The sequence below is a fragment of the Prochlorococcus marinus str. MIT 9302 genome (assembly GCF_000759975.1).
Classification (GTDB): Bacteria; Cyanobacteriota; Cyanobacteriia; order PCC-6307; family Cyanobiaceae; genus Prochlorococcus_A; species Prochlorococcus_A marinus_M.
On sequence record NZ_JNAM01000006.1, the window covers coordinates 117,517 to 137,229 of the forward strand.

At 32.1% G+C, this 19,713-nt stretch carries 18 protein-coding genes; 11 read left to right on the forward strand and 7 right to left on the reverse strand.

Annotated features, from left to right (window positions below; genetic code table 11):
* Positions 1-57 precede the first annotated feature (57 nt).
* From tig to EU96_RS05650, 4 genes are all read left to right on the forward strand, one after another.
* Positions 58-1,473: a trigger factor gene (gene tig / locus EU96_RS05665; protein WP_032526390.1), complete on the forward strand. Its 1,416-nt coding sequence runs from the start codon at positions 58-60 to the stop codon at positions 1,471-1,473.
* An 89-nt stretch (positions 1,474-1,562) separates the two neighbouring features.
* On the forward strand, positions 1,563-2,183 hold the full coding sequence (gene clpP, locus EU96_RS05660) for an ATP-dependent Clp endopeptidase proteolytic subunit ClpP (RefSeq protein ID WP_275040759.1): 621 nt from the start codon (positions 1,563-1,565) through the stop codon (positions 2,181-2,183).
* Between the two features lie 104 nt (positions 2,184-2,287).
* Positions 2,288-3,655 carry an ATP-dependent protease ATP-binding subunit ClpX gene (gene clpX / locus EU96_RS05655; RefSeq protein ID WP_032526392.1) on the forward strand — a complete coding sequence of 456 codons (1,368 nt, stop codon included), beginning with the start codon at positions 2,288-2,290 and terminating at the stop codon, positions 3,653-3,655.
* 58 nt (positions 3,656-3,713) lie between these two features.
* The gene (locus EU96_RS05650) at positions 3,714-5,486 is read left to right on the forward strand and encodes a DNA polymerase III subunit gamma/tau (protein WP_032526394.1); all 1,773 of its coding nucleotides are present in this window, start codon (positions 3,714-3,716) and stop codon (positions 5,484-5,486) included.
* A 1-nt stretch (position 5,487) separates the two neighbouring features.
* On the opposite strand, the gene EU96_RS05645 is transcribed toward EU96_RS05650, so the two are convergent.
* Positions 5,488-6,789 carry a glycosyltransferase gene (locus tag EU96_RS05645; protein ID WP_032526397.1) on the reverse strand — a complete coding sequence of 434 codons (1,302 nt, stop codon included), beginning with the start codon at positions 6,787-6,789 and terminating at the stop codon, positions 5,488-5,490.
* A 26-nt stretch (positions 6,790-6,815) separates the two neighbouring features.
* Positions 6,816-8,354, reverse strand: coding sequence for a SpoIID/LytB domain-containing protein (locus tag EU96_RS05640; RefSeq protein ID WP_032526399.1), 1,539 nt, complete (start codon positions 8,352-8,354; stop codon positions 6,816-6,818).
* Positions 8,355-8,445: 91 nt separating this feature from the next.
* On the opposite strand from EU96_RS05640, the gene rpmI reads away from it, so the two are divergent.
* The 6 genes from rpmI (at position 8,446) to EU96_RS05615 (ending at position 12,934) form a co-directional block, all read left to right on the forward strand.
* A complete protein-coding gene (gene rpmI / locus EU96_RS0109080; protein ID WP_011377295.1) occupies positions 8,446-8,643 on the forward strand; it encodes a 50S ribosomal protein L35 in 198 nt (65 codons plus the stop codon).
* Positions 8,644-8,671: 28 nt separating this feature from the next.
* Positions 8,672-9,019 (forward strand): 50S ribosomal protein L20, encoded by a 348-nt coding sequence (gene rplT / locus EU96_RS05635; RefSeq protein WP_011377296.1) that lies wholly within the window; start codon positions 8,672-8,674, stop codon positions 9,017-9,019.
* 36 nt (positions 9,020-9,055) lie between these two features.
* Positions 9,056-9,613 (forward strand): tetratricopeptide repeat protein, encoded by a 558-nt coding sequence (locus EU96_RS05630; protein WP_032526400.1) that lies wholly within the window; start codon positions 9,056-9,058, stop codon positions 9,611-9,613.
* A 2-nt stretch (positions 9,614-9,615) separates the two neighbouring features.
* A complete protein-coding gene (locus EU96_RS05625) occupies positions 9,616-10,410 on the forward strand; it encodes a thiazole synthase (RefSeq protein ID WP_032526401.1) in 795 nt (264 codons plus the stop codon).
* A gap of 169 nt (positions 10,411-10,579) precedes the next feature.
* On the forward strand, positions 10,580-11,773 hold the full coding sequence (locus tag EU96_RS05620; protein ID WP_032526402.1) for an NAD-dependent epimerase/dehydratase family protein: 1,194 nt from the start codon (positions 10,580-10,582) through the stop codon (positions 11,771-11,773).
* 27 nt (positions 11,774-11,800) lie between these two features.
* Positions 11,801-12,934 carry a glycosyltransferase family 4 protein gene (locus EU96_RS05615; RefSeq protein WP_032526403.1) on the forward strand — a complete coding sequence of 378 codons (1,134 nt, stop codon included), beginning with the start codon at positions 11,801-11,803 and terminating at the stop codon, positions 12,932-12,934.
* Positions 12,935-12,946: 12 nt separating this feature from the next.
* Here EU96_RS05615 and EU96_RS05610 read toward each other — a convergent pair whose 3' ends face one another.
* From EU96_RS05610 to EU96_RS05590, 5 genes are all read right to left on the reverse strand, one after another.
* Entirely contained in the window at positions 12,947-13,195 is a 249-nt protein-coding gene (locus EU96_RS05610; RefSeq protein ID WP_032526404.1) for a hypothetical protein, read from the reverse strand.
* 129 nt (positions 13,196-13,324) lie between these two features.
* The gene (gcvP, locus tag EU96_RS05605; RefSeq protein ID WP_032526467.1) at positions 13,325-16,234 is read right to left on the reverse strand and encodes an aminomethyl-transferring glycine dehydrogenase; all 2,910 of its coding nucleotides are present in this window, start codon (positions 16,232-16,234) and stop codon (positions 13,325-13,327) included.
* A 46-nt stretch (positions 16,235-16,280) separates the two neighbouring features.
* A complete protein-coding gene (gcvH, locus tag EU96_RS05600; protein ID WP_032526406.1) occupies positions 16,281-16,670 on the reverse strand; it encodes a glycine cleavage system protein GcvH in 390 nt (129 codons plus the stop codon).
* Positions 16,671-16,672: 2 nt separating this feature from the next.
* The gene (locus EU96_RS05595) at positions 16,673-17,965 is read right to left on the reverse strand and encodes a methionine gamma-lyase family protein (protein ID WP_032526407.1); all 1,293 of its coding nucleotides are present in this window, start codon (positions 17,963-17,965) and stop codon (positions 16,673-16,675) included.
* A gap of 2 nt (positions 17,966-17,967) precedes the next feature.
* A complete protein-coding gene (locus EU96_RS05590) occupies positions 17,968-18,681 on the reverse strand; it encodes a hypothetical protein (RefSeq protein WP_032526408.1) in 714 nt (237 codons plus the stop codon).
* Positions 18,682-18,756: 75 nt separating this feature from the next.
* Between EU96_RS05590 and EU96_RS05585 the strand changes: the two genes are divergently transcribed.
* Positions 18,757-19,695: an acyl-CoA desaturase gene (locus tag EU96_RS05585; protein ID WP_032526411.1), complete on the forward strand. Its 939-nt coding sequence runs from the start codon at positions 18,757-18,759 to the stop codon at positions 19,693-19,695.
* Positions 19,696-19,713: the final 18 nt, after the last annotated feature.

Consider the following 19,713-nt stretch of genomic DNA (forward strand, 5'->3'; position numbering starts at 1 on the left):
AAATCACATCATGTGAAATAATTAAGTTCCGGCTTATAGTAATAATTACAAAAAAACATGGCAAAAGAAGCATTAATAGTCAAAACAACTCCTCTGCCTCAAAGTAGAATTTCATTTGAATTAGAGATACCATCTGAGACATGCAAAACGTGTGTAAATGAGACAATCAATGCTATTAGTCGTTCGGCTAAAATTCCTGGATTTAGACTAGGTAAAATTCCTAGGCAAGTCTTAATTCAAAGAATTGGTATTACACAATTACATGCTTCTGCTCTAGAAAAAATAATTGATAAATCATGGCAAGAAGCATTAAAAATAAAATCTATAGAGCCTCTAAGTGAACCAGAATTGGTGGACGGATTTGAATCTTTACTTGAAAAGTTTAGTCCTGAAAAATCACTTAAGATTACCCTTCAAACTGATGTTACGCCAGAATTAAAACTAAAAAAATCCAAAGGACTTAGTGTTGAAATTTCAAAAAATAAATTTGATTCTAAGTCAGTAGATGAAGCGCTAGAAAAATCTAGAAGTCAATTTGCAAATATTGTTCCAGTTACTAATAGATCAGCGAAATTAGGAGATATTGCTGTAGTTAGTTTCAAAGGCAAATATAAAGACTCTGGTAAAGAGATTAACGGTGGAACAAGTGAATCAATGGATCTTGAGTTAGAAAAGAACAAAATGATTCCGGGTTTCGTTGAAGGAATCGTAAAGATGAAAATTGGAGATACTAAAACACTTAACCTTAAATTTCCTGAAGATTATTCTCATGAAGATTCAAGAGGCAAAGAGGCAATATTTGAAGTAAATCTTAAGGATCTTAAAGAAAAAGAATTGCCCGCACTAAATGACGATTTTGCAAAACAGTCTGGCAATAAAGAATCATTAAAAGAGTTAAAGCAAGATATTGAAAAGCAACTAAAAGACAATTTTGAAAAAACTCAAAAAGATATAAAAATTGAAGCTTTATTAGATGCATTAACAAACGAATTAGTTGCTGAAATTCCCAAATCTATGATTGATATAGAAGTTAGGAATAATATTGAACAAACCGCACAAAGATTTGCTCAACAAGGTCTTGATGTTAAATCTACTTTCACTCCTGAATTAGTTAAGTCATTAGCAGAGTCTACAAGGCCTCAGGCTGAAAAAAATGTTCAAAGAAATTTAGCTCTAAAAGCATTAGCAGAAAAAGAAAACATATTAGTTGAAAAAGATGAAATTGATTTAAAAATGAAAGATTATGAAGATGCAATCAACAAATCTTCAAAACAAATAGATATTAAAAAATTAACAGAAGTAATAAGTAACGATTTACTAAAAGAAAAATTAATAATTTGGCTTGAAGAAAATTCCGAAGTAAAAGAAAAAGCTACAAAAACTACAAAAACTACAAAAGCCACAAAAACTGAAACAAAAACTACAAAAACTACAAAAACTACAAAAACTACAAATAAAAAAGAAAAAAAATAATTTATGAAATTTCTTACTAATTAAACAAAAACCTCTTAAATTAATAATAAGACCAAAACTATTTTGTGAACTCAGAAAAAAAACATTTAATCCAAAGCTCAATAAGTTCTTACGAAAGCATTAAAAACACTAGTGCCGCTGTACCTACCGTTATAGAACAATCTGGTAGAGGAGAAAGAGCTTTTGATATTTATTCAAGACTATTGAGGGAAAGGATAATTTTTTTAGGTACTGGAATTAATGATCAGGTATCTGACTCTCTCGTTGCACAATTATTATTTCTTGAAGCTGAAGATCCCGAAAAAGACATACAAATATATATCAACTCTCCTGGAGGCTCAGTGACTGCAGGAATGGCAATATACGATACTATGCAACAAATATCCCCTGATGTAGTGACAATATGCTTTGGAGTAGCTGCAAGTATGGGTGCATTTCTACTTTCTGGAGGAGCGAAGGGTAAAAGATTGGCTTTACCTAATTCTAGGATAATGATTCATCAGCCTCTCGGAGGTGCTCAAGGTCAAGCAGTAGAAATTGCAATACAAGCTAAAGAAATACTTTTTCTAAAGAAAACATTAAATTCGCTTTTAGCAGAGCATACTGGTCAACCTTTAGAAAAGATTAATGAAGATACAGAAAGGGATTACTTCTTATCTCCATCAGAAGCAGTCGAATACGGATTAATTGATAAAGTTATCAAAAAATAACAAGCGACACTTATTTTTTAAGAATATGATGACGAATCGATGTTTATAAGCAATCCTAGTAAATAGGGAATATTTAAAACCTTTAACATTAAACTTTATAATCGATGGCTAAATTCGACGCCCATCTTAAATGTTCATTTTGCGGGAAATCACAAGACCAAGTTAGAAAGCTTATAGCTGGTCCTGGTGTTTATATCTGTGATGAGTGCATAGACCTTTGTAATGAAATTCTCGATGAAGAGCTACTTGATAATCAAGCGAACACAAACAACTCTCCGCAAGTAAAAAAGAAATTACCAACTGAACATCCAAAAAAATCTGTTCCTTTAGAATTAACCTCAATTCCTAAACCATTAGAAATTAAAAGTTTTCTTGATAATCAAGTAGTTGGTCAAGAATCTGCAAAAAAAATATTATCAGTAGCTGTATACAATCACTACAAAAGATTAGCTTGGAAAGTTAAAGAAGAAAGTAAAAATAGCAATTCAAAGGATTCAGAATCAACGAAATTACAGAAATCAAATATCTTGCTCATCGGCCCAACTGGAAGTGGAAAAACATTATTGGCACAAACTTTAGCAGAGTTTCTAGATGTTCCTTTTGCAGTAGCTGATGCAACAACTTTGACAGAAGCTGGATATGTTGGGGAAGATGTTGAAAATATACTTTTAAGACTTCTACAAAAATCAGAAATGAATGTAGAGCTAGCTCAAAAAGGAATTATTTATATCGATGAAATAGATAAAATTGCTAGAAAAAGCGAGAATCCTTCAATTACTAGGGATGTCTCTGGGGAAGGTGTACAGCAAGCATTATTAAAAATGCTTGAAGGAACAATTGCTAATGTGCCACCGCAAGGGGGCAGAAAACATCCTTATAATGACTGCATCCAAATTGATACGAGTCAAATTTTATTTATTTGCGGGGGAGCTTTTATAGGTTTAGAGGATATCGTTCAAAAGCGAATGGGTAAACACTCAATAGGATTTACTACCAATTCAGATCAAAACAAAGTTGATACAAAAAAAATAGTAGACAGTAGAGATTCCTTGAGAAATTTAGAGTTAGATGATTTAGTTAAATATGGCCTAATTCCAGAATTTATTGGAAGAATTCCTGTCTGTGCTGTACTCGATCGTCTGACTAAAGAAACTTTAGAATCAATTCTGACTCAACCAAGAGATGCATTAGTAAAGCAATTCAAGACGTTACTAAGTATGGATAATGTTGAATTAAAATTTGAGCCTGATTCTGTTGAAGCAATAGCGAATGAAGCATTCAAAAGAAAAACAGGTGCAAGAGCATTAAGATCAATAATTGAGGAACTAATGCTAGACATAATGTACACTTTGCCTTCTGAACAAAATGTAAAAGAATTCACAATTACCAAAAAGATGGTAGATAATTTATTCACCTCCAAAATTGTTAAACTACCAGCAGGAACAAAAAGAATCATCAAAGAGTCTGCATAAAAAGTAGAGTTTAATTTTTGCAATTTCAACCCTAATTGTTCTAATTAATGAAGAATAAATGCCTAATATACATAAGCCTTTTCATCAAAAATATAGACCAAACAACCTAGACGAACTAGTTGGGCAAAATTTTATATCTATTACTCTAAAACAAGCATTATTAACGCAAAAGATTGCTCCTGCATATCTTTTTAACGGACCAAGAGGCACTGGCAAAACATCAAGTGCGAGGATATTTGCCAAATCTTTAAACTGCAAGGCATTCGAACAGCCAACAGCCAATCCTTGTGGTAAATGTAACTTATGTAGAGAAATCGCTGATGGGAACGCTCTAGATATTATCGAGATTGATGCAGCATCAAATACTGGAGTTGAAAATATAAGAGAAATTATAGAAAGAGCAAGATTTGCTCCTACTCAAGCGAGATGGAAGGTATACGTTATTGATGAATGTCATATGCTTTCAACAGCAGCTTCAAATGCTTTACTAAAAACTATTGAAGAACCGCCCTCAAGAGTTGTATTTATTCTTGCAACAACAAATCCTGAGAGAGTATTAAATACAATACAAAGCAGATGTCAAAAATTTGATTTTAGAAGAATAAGCCCTAGTGACATTTTTCAACATTTATCAGAAATAGCAGAAAAAGAATCCATTCAATACGAAGTTCAAGCATTGAAAATGATTGCAAAAAGATCTAATGGAGGAATGAGAGATGCACAAAGCCTTTTTGAACAACTTAATCTTCTACCAGAGGGGATAACAATTAAAAATATTCAAAACTTGCTAGGAGAAGTATCAGAAATTGAATTAACAAATCTTATTAAATCATTAACTGATAATAATCCAGAGTCATTAATAGTTAGCTGCAACAACTTATATGACACTGGAAACGAACCCTATCAAATAATTATTGGATTATTGAACATAACAAGAGATTTACTACTTCATACTACAAATAATAAATATTCAGATCTTTATTATACTTCTGACGGCTTTCAAGATGAATTGGATAAAATCTCAAAAACAATAAATAAATCAACAATAATTAATTGGCATAATAATCTTAGAAATATTGAATATCAAATCAAAACAAGTGATAATCCAAGGCTTTGGCTTGAAATACATTTAACTGGACTTCTAGATAAGCAAAAGATAAATAGTCTTGATTATAAGCATGAAAATAAAAATAATTTAATTAAAGAGAAGCATGAAAGCACAAAAAACAAGGAGATAATTAATAAAGAAAAAATTGCAAATGCAATTCAAAAACCAAGCATTAAAGAGGATATAAGTGGCGAGGAATTAATTGTAAAAAAAGATGAAAAATTAGACAAATTAGAAAAATTTACCGATCTTGGACAACAAAGTATGAGAAATAATTCTGATAGTAGCCAAAATGATCCTGGCCAAAATAATCTAAAAGATCAATGGGAATTAATTCTTTCTAAATTAGAGTTACCATCAACAAGAATGTTGCTTTCCCAACAAGCCGAACTTGAAAGTCTTGATTCTGAGAAAATTACAATTGCATTATCTCCAAACTGGGAAAATATGATAAAAAGCAGAAAAGTTATAATTGAAAATACAATTAAAAAGATATTTGGAGACCAAATAATACTTAATTTTTCTACCAGACAATTAAGTAAAAGTAACCTAACAAATTCTTCAGAGAAAACCAAAAATGAAGTCAAGAATATGAACCCAATAAAAGAAATAGAACCAAAAACTAATTTATCAACAAAAATATCTAAAGAAGAAACTTATAATGATAGTTCAAAAAATTTAGCAAATTTTTTTAATGGAGAAATTATAGACCTTGATGAATAAATTAAACTCCAGTATGAAGAGTTTTTCTCCAAAGAATCTTTTTTGGGAAAATAGACATTTTCACTGTTACCCAAGGGATCACGATAAACCAATGTGATAAATAAAAAACAGATAAAAATATCATGAAAAAATTTCTTTTTTGTAATACAGGCACTTCGCTTTTGCAAGAAGAACCGTACCAAAAAGCAATTCCAGATAAAATAAAAGCGGTGAACGAAATAGGCCAGTAAATTGGCGAATCTAATAAAGCAATACTGAGAACTAAATCAAAAATAGAAATTATTGGCAGTGCATATTGCAAGATGAAGAAATAAGTTAAATCAAATTTCTTCAAAAAATCAATTTTATTAGTAAATAATTGATCCCCATAATCAAAGAATCTTTGCAAGCCGCCCTCTGCCCATCTTTGCCTTTGTGATAATAAAGCATTTAAATTTTCAACTGCTTCTTCCATAACTGGAGGATCCCATAAGATTCCAATTCTAGAATTTGACAATAATAATCTTAAACTCAAATCGAGATCATCAGTAACTGTGTCTTCATTAAAGGAACCACATGCCAATAATGTATCTTTTTTAATTAATTGACCATTTCCCCTTAATTCAGAAACTCCACAAACTGATAACCTTCCATATTGAAAGATTGCGTCCATAGCCATCTCCATTGACTGACATGAAGTTAAAAAATTTTTACTTACATTTGTTACTGATTTTCTTAATTGCACAGAAGGCCAATCTCCCTCTTCTACAAAACTAAATAACCTTATAAGAGAATCTTTTTTTAGTTGAGCATCTGCATCTAAAACTAATATCCATTCACCATGAGTAAACTTTAAAGCATAATTTAAGGCTCCTGACTTTCCTCCCCCTGCGTTTGGAGAACGACTAACTACTTTTAGATTTTCAAATTGTCTGGATAATCGATCTAAAATTAAAGGCGTCTTATCAGAACTGCCATCATCGATTATGTAAATATTTAATTTATTTGATGGATACTCTAAATTAAATAACCTTTCAACTAATCTTTCAATAACATTCTCTTCATCTCTAGCTGCGACTAAGATATCAAGAATAGGTAAATCTTTATTAGTAACTTTATTATTAAAAGTATTTAAAAACTTGTTTCTTTTAAAATTTCTAGAAATAACTATTAAACCATAAAAGGCAATCATTAAAGAAAGAGTAAATATAAAGTAAAAAAAACCTTTGATAATATAAACATGAGGAATGATAGCTACTAAAAGACAAGCACTAAGAAATATAAACGACTTCAATCTTCGATTTTTATAAAAACCCTTACTCATAAAATTAAATTACTAATTATTTATGATCATTGAGACAATATCTCAATTTTTTCCAGTTTTGCTCCTCGATAGTAATGATTCAATATTTGTTCATAAGAGAATCCTAATTCAGCCATTTCAATTGCTCCTGACTGAGATAAACCTACACCATGGCCGAAGCCTCCTCCTCTCAAAAGCCATAAATCATCACTTAATTTATTAATAGTAAATAAATTACTAGGTATAAAACTCAATATCCTTCGAATATCATCTTTAACTAGAACAATAGATTTATTAACTTTATTAGTCTGTATTTCTAATTTTGTCACTCTACCACTTGAACCTCGTTCAATAACCTTTAAATCCAAAACATTTTCATTAAGATTGATAAGTTTGTTTTGAATTAACTTATCTTTAATTTTAAGACTAGAAATTTTCTTATCCCAGCGAAAAAGAGAGTGATAGCTCCCATAAAATTGTTCTTTATCAAAATCTAAAAAATTATTTAATTCAGATTCATTTGAAATTGGAAGTTTAAAAATTTTATTTAATGATTTTGAACCATCTATGATTGAATTAAAGTAAAAAGAATCTTTCATTTGCCAAGACTCACTCGCTATAGCAGATACACCACCATTGGAAGCATGATAAAAAGCATTTATTGGTTTATTTTCATATGTGAGAATTAAATTTGAAGTTACTTCGATAGCTTTTTGTACTTTTTTATTTTTAAATTTAGGAGGCTTATAAACTTGGCATTGAGTGCTTATACATAAATGATATTTATCCATATTAAATCTATCAGAATTAAAAATTCCCCAAGTTCTTGCAATAACTGCTTGTGCCTTGAGTGCTTCAATAGGTGAATTTGATCCAATTTCGTGTGGTAAAACACCTTGCAAATAATCAGCAAACTTAATTTTTTGAATTAATGTCCAAGTTCCGTATGAATCTTGTGTTAAATAAAAATTTTTGCCAAAATTAATATCATTTATTTTTATTTCTTCATCTGCAAAAATATGTATTGGTCCCTCTAGTTTCATAAAACTATACTCACTTTTAAGAAAAGGAGTTATTTGTATATTTTTTATTTTTCTGAAAATTTTATTTTTTACTTCAAACTCCGGCAAATTTTCTTCAAATGGAATCCATACCTCCCAATTTTTAGGGTAAGCTACATTACTATGAAATCCTTGATCCTTTAGTTTTTCTGCTTGTTTTTTTGCTGATTCATAGCTAGCAAAAGGACCAAAAACAATTCTTTCAATTGTTTTTGGATTTTTGATGGGTATATGCCTCCAGGTAATATTAATCTGCTTTGATTTATGTTTGATACCATTTGATGAATGCAAATTTAAAAAACCTTTATCAGTTATAAAATTTATATTCCCTCTCCTAGAAAAACTATCATTTTCACCGCCAAGATATTGCTTTAAACCTATTAAAAGTTTTCCTTTTTTAATTTCTGTATTGAGATCAACCTTTAGCGATTCTTCTGCAAGTAAAATAGAAGTAAATTTATCGTTAATTATTAAAAGAGAAATAAAGCCTAAAAATAAATTTAAAAAGGTACATTTAAGTTTCATAAACATCAACTTTCCTTATCAATTAAAAACTTTAATTTGCACCAATGCATATAAAGGTTTAGATTATCCTAATTAAACATATTTGACTTAAATGTCTAAATTAAAAACTCGTAAATCGGCCGCCAAAAGATTTAAGGCTACTGCGACGGGTAAATTCATGAGAAGAAGAGCTTACCATAATCATTTACTTGATCATAAAAGCTCAAAGTTAAAAAGACATCTTTCAACAAAAGCAGTAGTTGATGAAAGAGATGCCGATAATGTAAAATTAATGATTCCATACGCATAAATCTTTCACCCATTTTCCTTAGTAATTCATGGCACGTGTAAAAAGAGGCAATATAGCCAGAAAAAGAAGAAACAAAATCTTAAATCTTGCAAAAGGATTTAGAGGTGGAAACAAAAATCTTTTCAGAACAGCAAATCAAAGAGTAATGAAAGCTCTATGTAATGCTTACAGAGATAGAAGAAGAAGAAAAAGAGATTTTAGAAGACTTTGGATTTCTAGAATTAATGCTTCAGCCAGAATAAATGGAACGAACTATAGCAAGTTAATAAATGGCATGAAAAATTCTGAAATTATCATTAATAGAAAAATGCTTGCTCAATTAGCCTTAAATGACCCAAAATGTTTTGAAAAAATAGTTTCTTCCGTTAGCAATTAAAAAAAAGAATATAATCTTAAAAAATAATTCTAAATAATGGAAATATCTTCCTTTCAATCCTATTTAATAATTCTTTTTGTAGTACTAATAATAATTTCTATTTTTGTTTTAAGACAATTTTTAAGAACAAGAAGTGAAGAATTGAATTTAGTAAAATTTGAACAGAAAGGTTTAGATTCCCTAACTCAAGCCACAGAATTATATGAATTTGGTTCTATTCAGATAAAAAAAAGATTATATTCTGAAGCAACCAAGACTTTTTTAAAAGCTATTGATAATTATGAAAATGAACCTGATGAGGCCAAAGCCATTATAAATAATGCTTTAGGATTTTCTTATGCTGCTCAAAATGAATTCAAAAAAGCAATTAAACACTATAACTCTGCAATAAAATCACTCCCAGAATATCCGATAGCCTTAAATAATCTTGCATCAGCACAACAGCGTTTATTGGAATATGACTTGGCATATGCGACTTATCAGAAGGTTTTAGTTATAGATCCAAAAAACAAAACAGCAATTAAAAAAAGTAAGGAATTAGAAAAAAGAAATAACTACAAACCTTATCAGGGTATAAAAGATAAAGGATTTTAAATATGGACAATTATTCATCTTTACGAATTGGAGGAAAACAATTTTCCAGTAGATTAATGGTAGGTACTGGCAAATACAAATCTACACAAGATATGGTAGAAAGTTTGTCAAATTCAGACACAGAAATTATAACCGTCGCTGTTAGAAGAATTAAACATGATCAGACTGGAGACAATTTACTCGAAAAGATTAACTGGAAAAAATACTGGATGCTTCCTAATACAGCTGGTTGTGCGAATGCCGATGAAGCCGTCAGAATAGCAATGTTGGGAAGAGAGCTTGCAAAATTATCTGGTCAAGAAGAAAATAATTTTGTCAAGTTGGAAGTGATTCCTGACAAAAAATATTTGTTGCCAGACCCAATAGAAACGGTCAAGGCAGCTGAAGTTTTAATCAAAAAAGGTTTTGCTGTACTTCCCTATATAAATGCAGATCCTATTCTTGCAAAAAGACTAGAAGAATTAGGTTGTTCAACTGTAATGCCATTAGGCTCGCCTATTGGCTCCGGACAAGGTTTATTAAATTCATCAAACATAGCGATAATTATTGAGAATGCCAAAGTACCTGTGATAATTGACGCAGGGATTGGAGTGCCGAGTGAAGCATCTCAAGCTATGGAACTTGGAGCCGATGGTGTTTTAATCAATAGTGCAATCGCACAAGCTGAAAACCCACCTCTAATGGCTCAAGCAATAAATTATGGCGTAAAAGCAGGCAGGTACGCTTTTCTTGCAGGAAGAATTAAAAAACAAGACTTTGCAATAGCAAGCTCACCAGAAAAAAACATATCTATCTAATTTTCTAAAGTTAAAAAAGCTTAAAAGATCGTAAAAATTTATCATTTGATTGTGTTGATCCTATTAAGAAAAAAGATTTGAAACTATTTACAATATTTTTTCGCAAATGGTAAGCACTCTGTAGTAATTTAATAAATATACTATGAATCTATTAATTCTGGAGTTCTGAGTGAAAGTTATTGTTCTTGGTGGAGATGGTTTTTGCGGTTGGCCTTGTGCGGTGAATTTAGCAGAGCAAAATCATGATGTAATTATTGTCGACAATTTAAGTCGTAGAAAAATAGATATTGATCTAGAAGTAGAATCTTTAACTCCGATTTCTTCAATAACAGAAAGACTGTCTGCATGGGAAGAGGTTGGGGGTAAACCCATGAGATTCCTCAACATGGATATTTCTAAACAATATCAAAAATTACTTAATTTACTTATTAATGAAAAACCAGATTCAGTTATTCATTTTGCAGAACAAAGAGCAGCGCCTTACTCGATGAAATCGAGTTTTACCAAAAGATATACAGTCGATAATAATGTTAATGGCACCCACAACCTACTTGCTGCAATAGTAGAAAGTAATTTAGATATTCATGTCGTTCATCTAGGAACAATGGGAGTCTACGGATATGGATCACATAGAGGTGCAACAATTCCAGAAGGTTATCTAAAAGTTGAAGTTCCTCAACCAGATGGAAGCCGCTTTGAAGAAGAAATATTACACCCTGCGAGTCCAGGTAGTGTTTACCATATGACTAAAACTTTAGATCAATTATTATTTCTTTATTACAACAAAAATGATCTTGTAAGAATCACTGATCTACATCAAGGTATTGTCTGGGGAACAAATACAGAAGCGACTTTGAAAGATCCTAGATTGACAAACAGATTTGACTATGACGGAGATTATGGAACTGTTCTAAACAGATTTCTAATGCAAGCTGCAATTGGATATCCATTAAGTGTTCATGGGACAGGAGGACAAACAAGAGCATTTATACATATAAAAGATTCGGTACAATGCGTACAAATTGCTCTTGAGAATCCACCAAAATCTGGAGAGAGAGTCAAAATATTTAATCAAATGACTGAAAGTCATCAAGTTGGAGAACTAGCTAAAAAAGTTGCATCTTTAACAGGGGCTGATATCAATTATTTACCAAATCCAAGGAACGAAGCAGTTGAAAACGATCTAATTGTTGATAATAAATGCTTTATAGAATTAGGTTTAAACCCAACAACTCTTGATAATGGCTTATTAGAAGAAGTTGTTGAAGTCGCTAAAAAATACTCCAAGAGATGTGATCTAAAGCGCATACCTTGTGTTTCATCCTGGACTAAAAAACAAGCTGAGGATATAAAGACTAATTAAAATTTCTGAAATAATTACCTGAAGAAAGTGAAAATTGCACTGTTTACTGAAACTTTTTTACCTAAAGTTGACGGCATAGTCACAAGACTGACTAAAACGATTGAATTTTTAATAAAAAATGGTGATGAAGTTATAATTTTTTGTCCAGAGGGGTGTCCAGAATCATATATGGGAGCAACTGTAGTTGGAGTTGCTGCAATGCCCTTACCACTATACCCAGAGTTGAAGCTTGGTTTACCAGGTCCTGCAGTTTCAGATAAATTAGAAAAATTCAACCCAGATTTGATACATGTTGTTAATCCAGCTGTACTTGGCTTAGGTGGCATATGGTTGGCGAAAACTAATAATATTCCTTTAATTGCTAGCTACCATACTCATCTTCCAAAATATCTGGAATATTACGGTATGGGTATGTTAGAGCCACTTTTGTGGGAATTACTCAAAGCAGCTCATAATCAAGCCTTATTAAATTTATGTACTTCCACCGCTATGGTCAATGAGTTAAAAGATAAAGGTATTCAAAGGACTGCTCTATGGCAAAGAGGAGTAGATACTTACAGTTTCCGACCAGATTTGAGAAGTGAGGAAATGAGAGAAAAATTATTTGGGAAATATCAAGATGCTAATTACCTATTGATTTATGTAGGAAGATTATCCGCAGAAAAACAAATTGAGAGAATAAAACCAGTCTTAGAAAGTATTCCTAATGCATGCCTAGCACTTGTAGGTGACGGACCATATAGAAACCAGCTTGAAAAAATATTCGAGAATACCAAGACTAATTTCATAGGATATTTATCTGGAGATGAACTTGCTAGCGCCTATGCCTCTGGCGATATATTTTTATTTCCATCTAGTACAGAAACACTTGGATTAGTTTTACTAGAAGCAATGGCGGCAGGATGTCCAGTTATCGGAGCAAATAAAGGAGGAATTCCAGACATAATTAGCGATGGCATTAATGGTTGTTTATATGATCCTGATGAAAAAGACAATGGGGAACAAAGTTTAATTGAAGCGACAAAAAAAATTCTAGAGAATGAAGATAAAAGAGAAGTTATGAGGAAAGAGGCACGAAAAGAAGCAGAAAAATGGGATTGGAATCAAGCAACGTTACAACTGCAAAATTATTATTCAGATACTCTCAAAGAAATAGATTAAACTTTATCTAAATTATGCTACGTGAGGAGGCGTAGGATTACTATACGAACTTAAAGGAAGTATTAGAGTAGCTATATTTTGATTCTTTTCAGGCCTTTTTTTCTTTGAGAATTTTTTACCAAAAGGTACTCTTATAACATTAGTTCCTTCAATGGAACAAATATCTGAATTATCCCCTGAAAAATTATTGACAAAATTTGGTAAGTTTACGTTTTCAATTGGCAAATGTTTAACATTACCAGATTTAAAATCTTTACTCATAGCTTCAAATACCCCAAAAAATTTGATGCTTGTATATATTAATAAAAAAATTTAAAAAATTTCTATAAGAAAATATTAAATTTTTATCCACACCGATAATAACTAAGTAATTAAGCGTACGCTAGTCCTTTAAGCACATTTTTCTTCTTCTAAAGTCTCTCCTTGATTTACATTGCAAGAACAAATTAAATTGCGATCACCATATGCATTATTAATTCTAGAAACTGAAGACCAAAACTTAATAGTTGTTGGAGTTTTATAAGGGAAAGAAGCTTTTTCTTTTGAATAAGGATAATTCCAATTATCCGCAATTAACTCTTTCAGCGTATGGGGAGCATTGCTTATTACATTATTATTATTTAATTCATTATTATTTTCTATTTCACTTATTTCTTCCCCGATCAGTAGCATAGCCTCACAAAATCTATCCAATTCAGCCAAACTTTCACTTTCAGTAGGCTCTATCATAATAGTCTCTGGAACAGGCCAACTTATAGTTGGGGCATGAAAACTATAATCTATTAATCGTTTAGCTAAATCATTTACACTCAAACCAGTTTTGGATTTTAAATCTCTAAAATCTAAAATACATTCATGTGCGACAAAATTATTTTTTCCTTTATAAAGAATCTTGAATTTATGCTTTAAAGAATGTGCAATATAATTTGCAGATAGAATTGCATGCGTAGTTGCTTTCCTTAAACCACTAAGACCAGCCATTTTTATGTACATCCAACTTATTGGGAGAATACTTGCACTCCCATGCTTGGCAGAAGATACATAATTCGAACTATTAGATAAATTATTATCCATTAAAGAATGAGTAGGAAGAAATGGGCTTAAAGTTTCTGATGCAGCAACTGGTCCTACTCCTGGACCACCACCTCCATGTGGAATGCAGAATGTTTTATGTAAATTCAAATGACAAACATCAACACCATAGTTACCTGGTTTGCATAATCCAACCTGAGCGTTTAAATTTGCTCCATCTAAATAGACAAATCCTCCAACAGAGTGAATTAAGTCACATATCTTTCTGATTTGCAATTCAAAAACTCCATGAGTAGAGGGGTAGGTCAACATAAGGGCTCCTATTTGGTTATCAAATTTGTTGACCTTGATCGACAAATCTTGATAATCAATATTTCCTTCGTCATCACATTCAACCGTTAAAACATCAAATCCTGCCATAACTGCACTAGCAGGATTTGTACCATGAGCACTTTTAGGAATTAAACATTTTTTTCTTGAAAGTTCACCTTTTGATTCAAAATAAGAATTAATTGCCAATAATCCTGCAAACTCTCCCTGAGAGCCTGCATTTGGTTGAAAAGAAACTGATTTTAAACCAACAATATCACTTATCCAGTTTTCTAGGTCAGATATTATTTTTGAATAGCCCTTAGTTTGATCTGGTGGAGAAAAAGGATGAATAGAAGATAAATTAGCCCAAGAGACTGGATTTAACTCTGCTGCAGAATTTAACTTCATGGTACAGCTTCCTAATGGCATCATTCCATCTACCAGAGAAAAATCTTTTTCAGCAAGTCGGAATATATATCTCATTAATTCAGTTTCACTTTGGTTATTTATGAATATATCTTGCTGCATCCATTTACCGGATCTCAAAGCTAAACCTTCAAGATGAAATCTTTTATCAAATTTTATATGCTCTAAATCTTCTTTTTTGTCTATAAGGTTTGCTATGAAAGTCAAAATATCTTTGATTTCTTTTTCATTACTGAGCTCATCTAAAGAGATCCCAAAGCCAGTTGAATTCTCAATAGTTGATCCCAACGGCAAAATTCTTAAGTTATACCCATTTTTTAAAGCTTCATTATGGATCCTCTGGGAGTGCTCAGAATAAACATCAACACTATCAAATCTAATCCCATTAGGAATATGAAAACCTAAAAAAGCTAAACATGATTCTAAATTTAGTCTCAACTCCACTAATCTCTTCGCAATTTGCATTAATCCAGAGGATCCATGATAAATAGCATAAAAAGAAGAAATTATGGCTAACAAAGATTGAGCAGTACAAATATTACTAGTGGCCTTTTCCCGTCTAATATGTTGCTCTCTTGTTTGCAATGCTAGTCTTAGTGACTTTTCTCGATTTTTAGAGAGAGTTTGCCCAACAATTCTTCCAGGTATAAGCCTTTTATATTTTTCGCTACAAGCAAAATATGCTGCATGGGGACCACCAAAACCCATTGGAACACCAAATCTTTGCATACTACCAACTGCTACATCAACACCAAATTCAGAAATTGGTTTAATTAAAACTTGTGCCAGTGGATCAATAGATGCAGTTACAATAATTTCTGATCTATTTACTTGGGATATTAAGAATGTGGGATCACATAATTGCCCATTTTTACCTGGTAATTGCAACAAAAGTCCAAAAACATCATCATGATTAGGAAAGTTGCATTGAGTGAAGCGTTTTAAGGATATTCCCAAAGGTTTTGCTCTGGTTTGTAGAACATTAAAAGTATGATCAAAAACATTTGATTCCACTAAGTACACTTTTGAAGATTTATTTTTTCTTGCCGCAAAACTCATTGCCATAGCCTCCGCAGCAGCAGTTCCCTCATCTAATAAAGATGCATTTGCGACAGGGAATCCTGTTAGTTCACAAACAATAGTCTGAAAATTAAATAGAGCTTCTAATCTTCCTTGTGCAATTTCTGCTTGATATGGAGTATAAGACGTGTACCACCTAGGATTTTCAAGAACATGTCTTTGGATTACTTTAGGCATGTGATTGTCATAATAACCAAGGCCTATTAGTGATCTCATTTTGGTATTTTTCTTGGCAATCTCTTCTAATTCATTTAAAGCCTCAATTTCTGAACAACCTTGTGGCAATATTTCTGAAGATTTATCTTTAAGCTGAATATCTTCAGGAATAACTTGGTTGATAAATTGATCAATATTATTAAAACCAAGCTTGTTTAGCATACTTCTCTCATCATTATCTCCTAACCCCAGATGCCTATCTATAAACAAATCGGACCCAAATTTGGATTTCATATTAGAAATATTTTTCTTTAAAATAGCTCTTTTTAAAAAGTTTGTCTTATTTTGGTACAACCTTTGATTGATATTCCTCAGAAGTCATCAAATCAGCAATTGATACTTCTGATTCTGGTTTCAAAATGACTAACCAACCTTCTCCAATCGGATCATTCTGTAAAAGCTCAGGGTTATCAATAACACTTTCATTTACAGATACTATTTCCCCTGAAAAAGGCAGATAGACTTCCTCAACAGCCTTAACAGATTCTATTGTTCCAAATGTCTCACCTTTCTCTAAAGTCTTCCCTTGATCAGCTAACTCAACAAACACAATATCTCCTAATTGATCTATAGCAAATTCACTAACTCCAATTTTTAAAAATCCGTTTTCTTCTAACACATATTCATGGGTATCAGCATAGTTAAGGTTGTCTGGAAACTGGTAAGACATAATTAAGTTGATAAAGAAAGTAGAGAATCCTTTGAAATTAATTTTTCCTCTAATAGTTCAGATAATAATTGAATTAGTGCAATTTTGATGTGAGCTATGTGAGAACCACCTTGAACAAAAATATTGTAAGGATCTCTTAGAGGGGCATCGGCGGAAAATTCACTTGTACTTCCTTCAATAAATGTACCTCCTGCCATTAATAATTTTGAATCATATCCATCCATTGATGATGGAAAAACATTAAGAAAAGAATCTACTGGTGAAGAATTTTGAAAAGATTGACAAACTTTTTGTACCAAATCAGGATTATTCAATCTTACTGACTGAATAAGATCAGATCTATAAGTTGCTGGCTCTGGCAAAACCTTAAATCCCAAATTTTTAAAAACTGCTGCAACCATATCAGCACCTTTTAATGATTCGTGAACAATTTGTGGTGCTAAAAACAAACCCTGCAAAATTAATCTTCCTAGTCCAAAATTTATTCCTGCAGATGAACCAATACCTGGTGAGGTTAATCTAGAACACGCCATCTCAACCAACTCTGCATCTCCTGCAACATATCCACCAGTAGGAACGATTGTCCCTCCCAAATTTTTAATCAATGATCCAGCAATTATATTTGCCCCTTTAGAAATTGGTTCACTATCTTCAACAAGCTCCCCATAACAGTTATCAACAAAACATATGCAGTTAGGATCAAGAGAGTGAATCAGACTACAAATTTTCTCTATCTCATGATTCGTAAGAGATTTTCTCCAACTATATCCACAACTTTTTTGTATAAATACTAATTTGCATGAATTTTCTTGAAAAGAATGAACAATTTTTTCTTCAAAAGAATCAAAATTCTCACAGATATTTATTTGCTTATAGTCAATCTCAAAATCTTTAAGTGAGCCTATACCTACTCCCCTTATTCCTATCACTTCTTCTAACGTGTCATATGGTTGTCCTGTAAGAGATAACATCACATCTCCAGGCCTAAGAATTCCAAATAAGACAGAACTTATTGCATGCGTTCCACTTACAAATTGCATCCTCACAGCTGCCTTTTCAGCAAGAAACAATCTTGCAAAAACCGCATCAATTTTTTCTCTAGATATATCACCATGACCACTACCAGAAGATTGATTGAAATGACTAGTAGAAACTTTTTCTTCCTTAAAAATTGTCAAAATATTATCTAATTTCTGGAAAACCTGATTGGATCTTTCTTGAAAAACTTGACTTAAACTCTCTTCTATAGAAAGAACAGCGTTTTCAGCCAGTTTAAAGTTATTGTTTTTTATCATTATTATGAAAAATCATCTTGATTCTCGGAAGCTAAATCTCTTAATTCTGCGAGGAAAGCATTAGGTCCTCTCCCAGCAAAATAAGAGAGTTTTTTTGAAGCCTCATATAAATCAAGTAGTTCTCCATCTAATTCTTCTGCTGTATAGTCTCTAATTCCTGCTATTACCTCAGCAAAGCGCTCTCTGCGAGAAGATTTAGTTATAGCATAAGCTTGCATTACTTGAATTTTGCATGATCTCCAAGCCTTATTCTGACAAAAATGCACTGATAAGGCATCACTTAAAGCAGAAGCTTCTTCATCTTCTATGTACCAGTCAAAAGAAGAAGGTAGAGATTTTAATCCTGCAAAAATCTCAAATAACTCTCCTGCCGACAATGGATTACCAGAATCATTTTTTAAGGGTAATGCCGATTCTTGCAATGATTTCCATAACTCTGGGTGATTACCTTCTAAACGATCCCTGATTTTTTCTATCCCTTGATCAAGTATCGTATTAACTTGAGCTAAAGCAAGAAAAACTTCAGGCCCTGGCGAAGATAACTTTCCATTTCTAAGATTGGAGATTTGAGAATTATGTACCTTACCTAAGTCAAGAATTTCAGCAAGTAATGGCAAAACCCTATGTGACCAACCATTTCTCTCATGCCAGAGATGAATCAAATGAGCCATAGCTCTTCGACCTCTAATTAATTTATCGCGATACCCGAGACTCACAGATAATTATACTGATCAATAGTATAGTATGATAATATTACATATCGGTATTTTTGAAAATAGTATTTCAATATTATGAATTCAGTAATTTTCCAAGAAACAGCAAAATTAAAAAAACCTGTTCCAGCTGAAAAAGTTATAGAACTTTCAGAAAAATTACTGGAACCTTCCAGCCATTCAAAAAAATATCCTCCTAGGCTCCATAAAACTTGGGGAACAATTGTTTTCATGGTGGCAATTCATATTCTTTCTCTTATAGCTATACAACCAAAATTTTGGAGTATTCCTGCAGTAGTATCATTATTATTTTTTTACTGGTTAACTGCTTGTCTGGGGGTCACTCTTGGATATCACAGGTTGTTATCGCACAGATCGTTTATAGTTCCAAGATGGTTAGAAAGATTTTTCGCTACCTGCGGAGCCATTAGTTGCCAACATGGACCTATAGATTGGGTAGGTTTACATAGGCATCACCATTCTTTTTCAGATACTGAAGTAGACCATCACAATAGTAAAAAGGGGTTTTGGTGGAGTCACATGGGTTGGATGTTTAAAGACGTTGAAGCACTCAAAACAGTTCCAAAACTAAGTGCAGATTTAATTAAAGATCCATATTATAGATTTCTAAATAAATATTTTTTATTCTTACAAATTCCTATTGGACTATCTTTGTACGCAATAGGTCAAAAATTAGGAGTTGGAGGTTGGGATCTAGTCCTTTGGGGAATTCCATTGAGACTTGTGGTGGTTTATCACATAACTTGGCTAGTAAACTCGGCAACACATTGTTGGGGCAAGTCGCCTTTTGACAGTGGTGATTCTTCCAAAAACAATGCCTGGGTTGCCGCGTTAACATTTGGAGAGGGTTGGCATAATAATCATCATGCATTTCCTAACTCTGCAAAACAAGGATTATTTAGAGGCCAAATAGATTTAACTTGGGAACATATTAAGATTCTTGCAAAATTTGGTCTTGCAAGAAAAATAAAGTTACCCTCAAGGTCTTATTATTAAATATATTGTTCAATATTT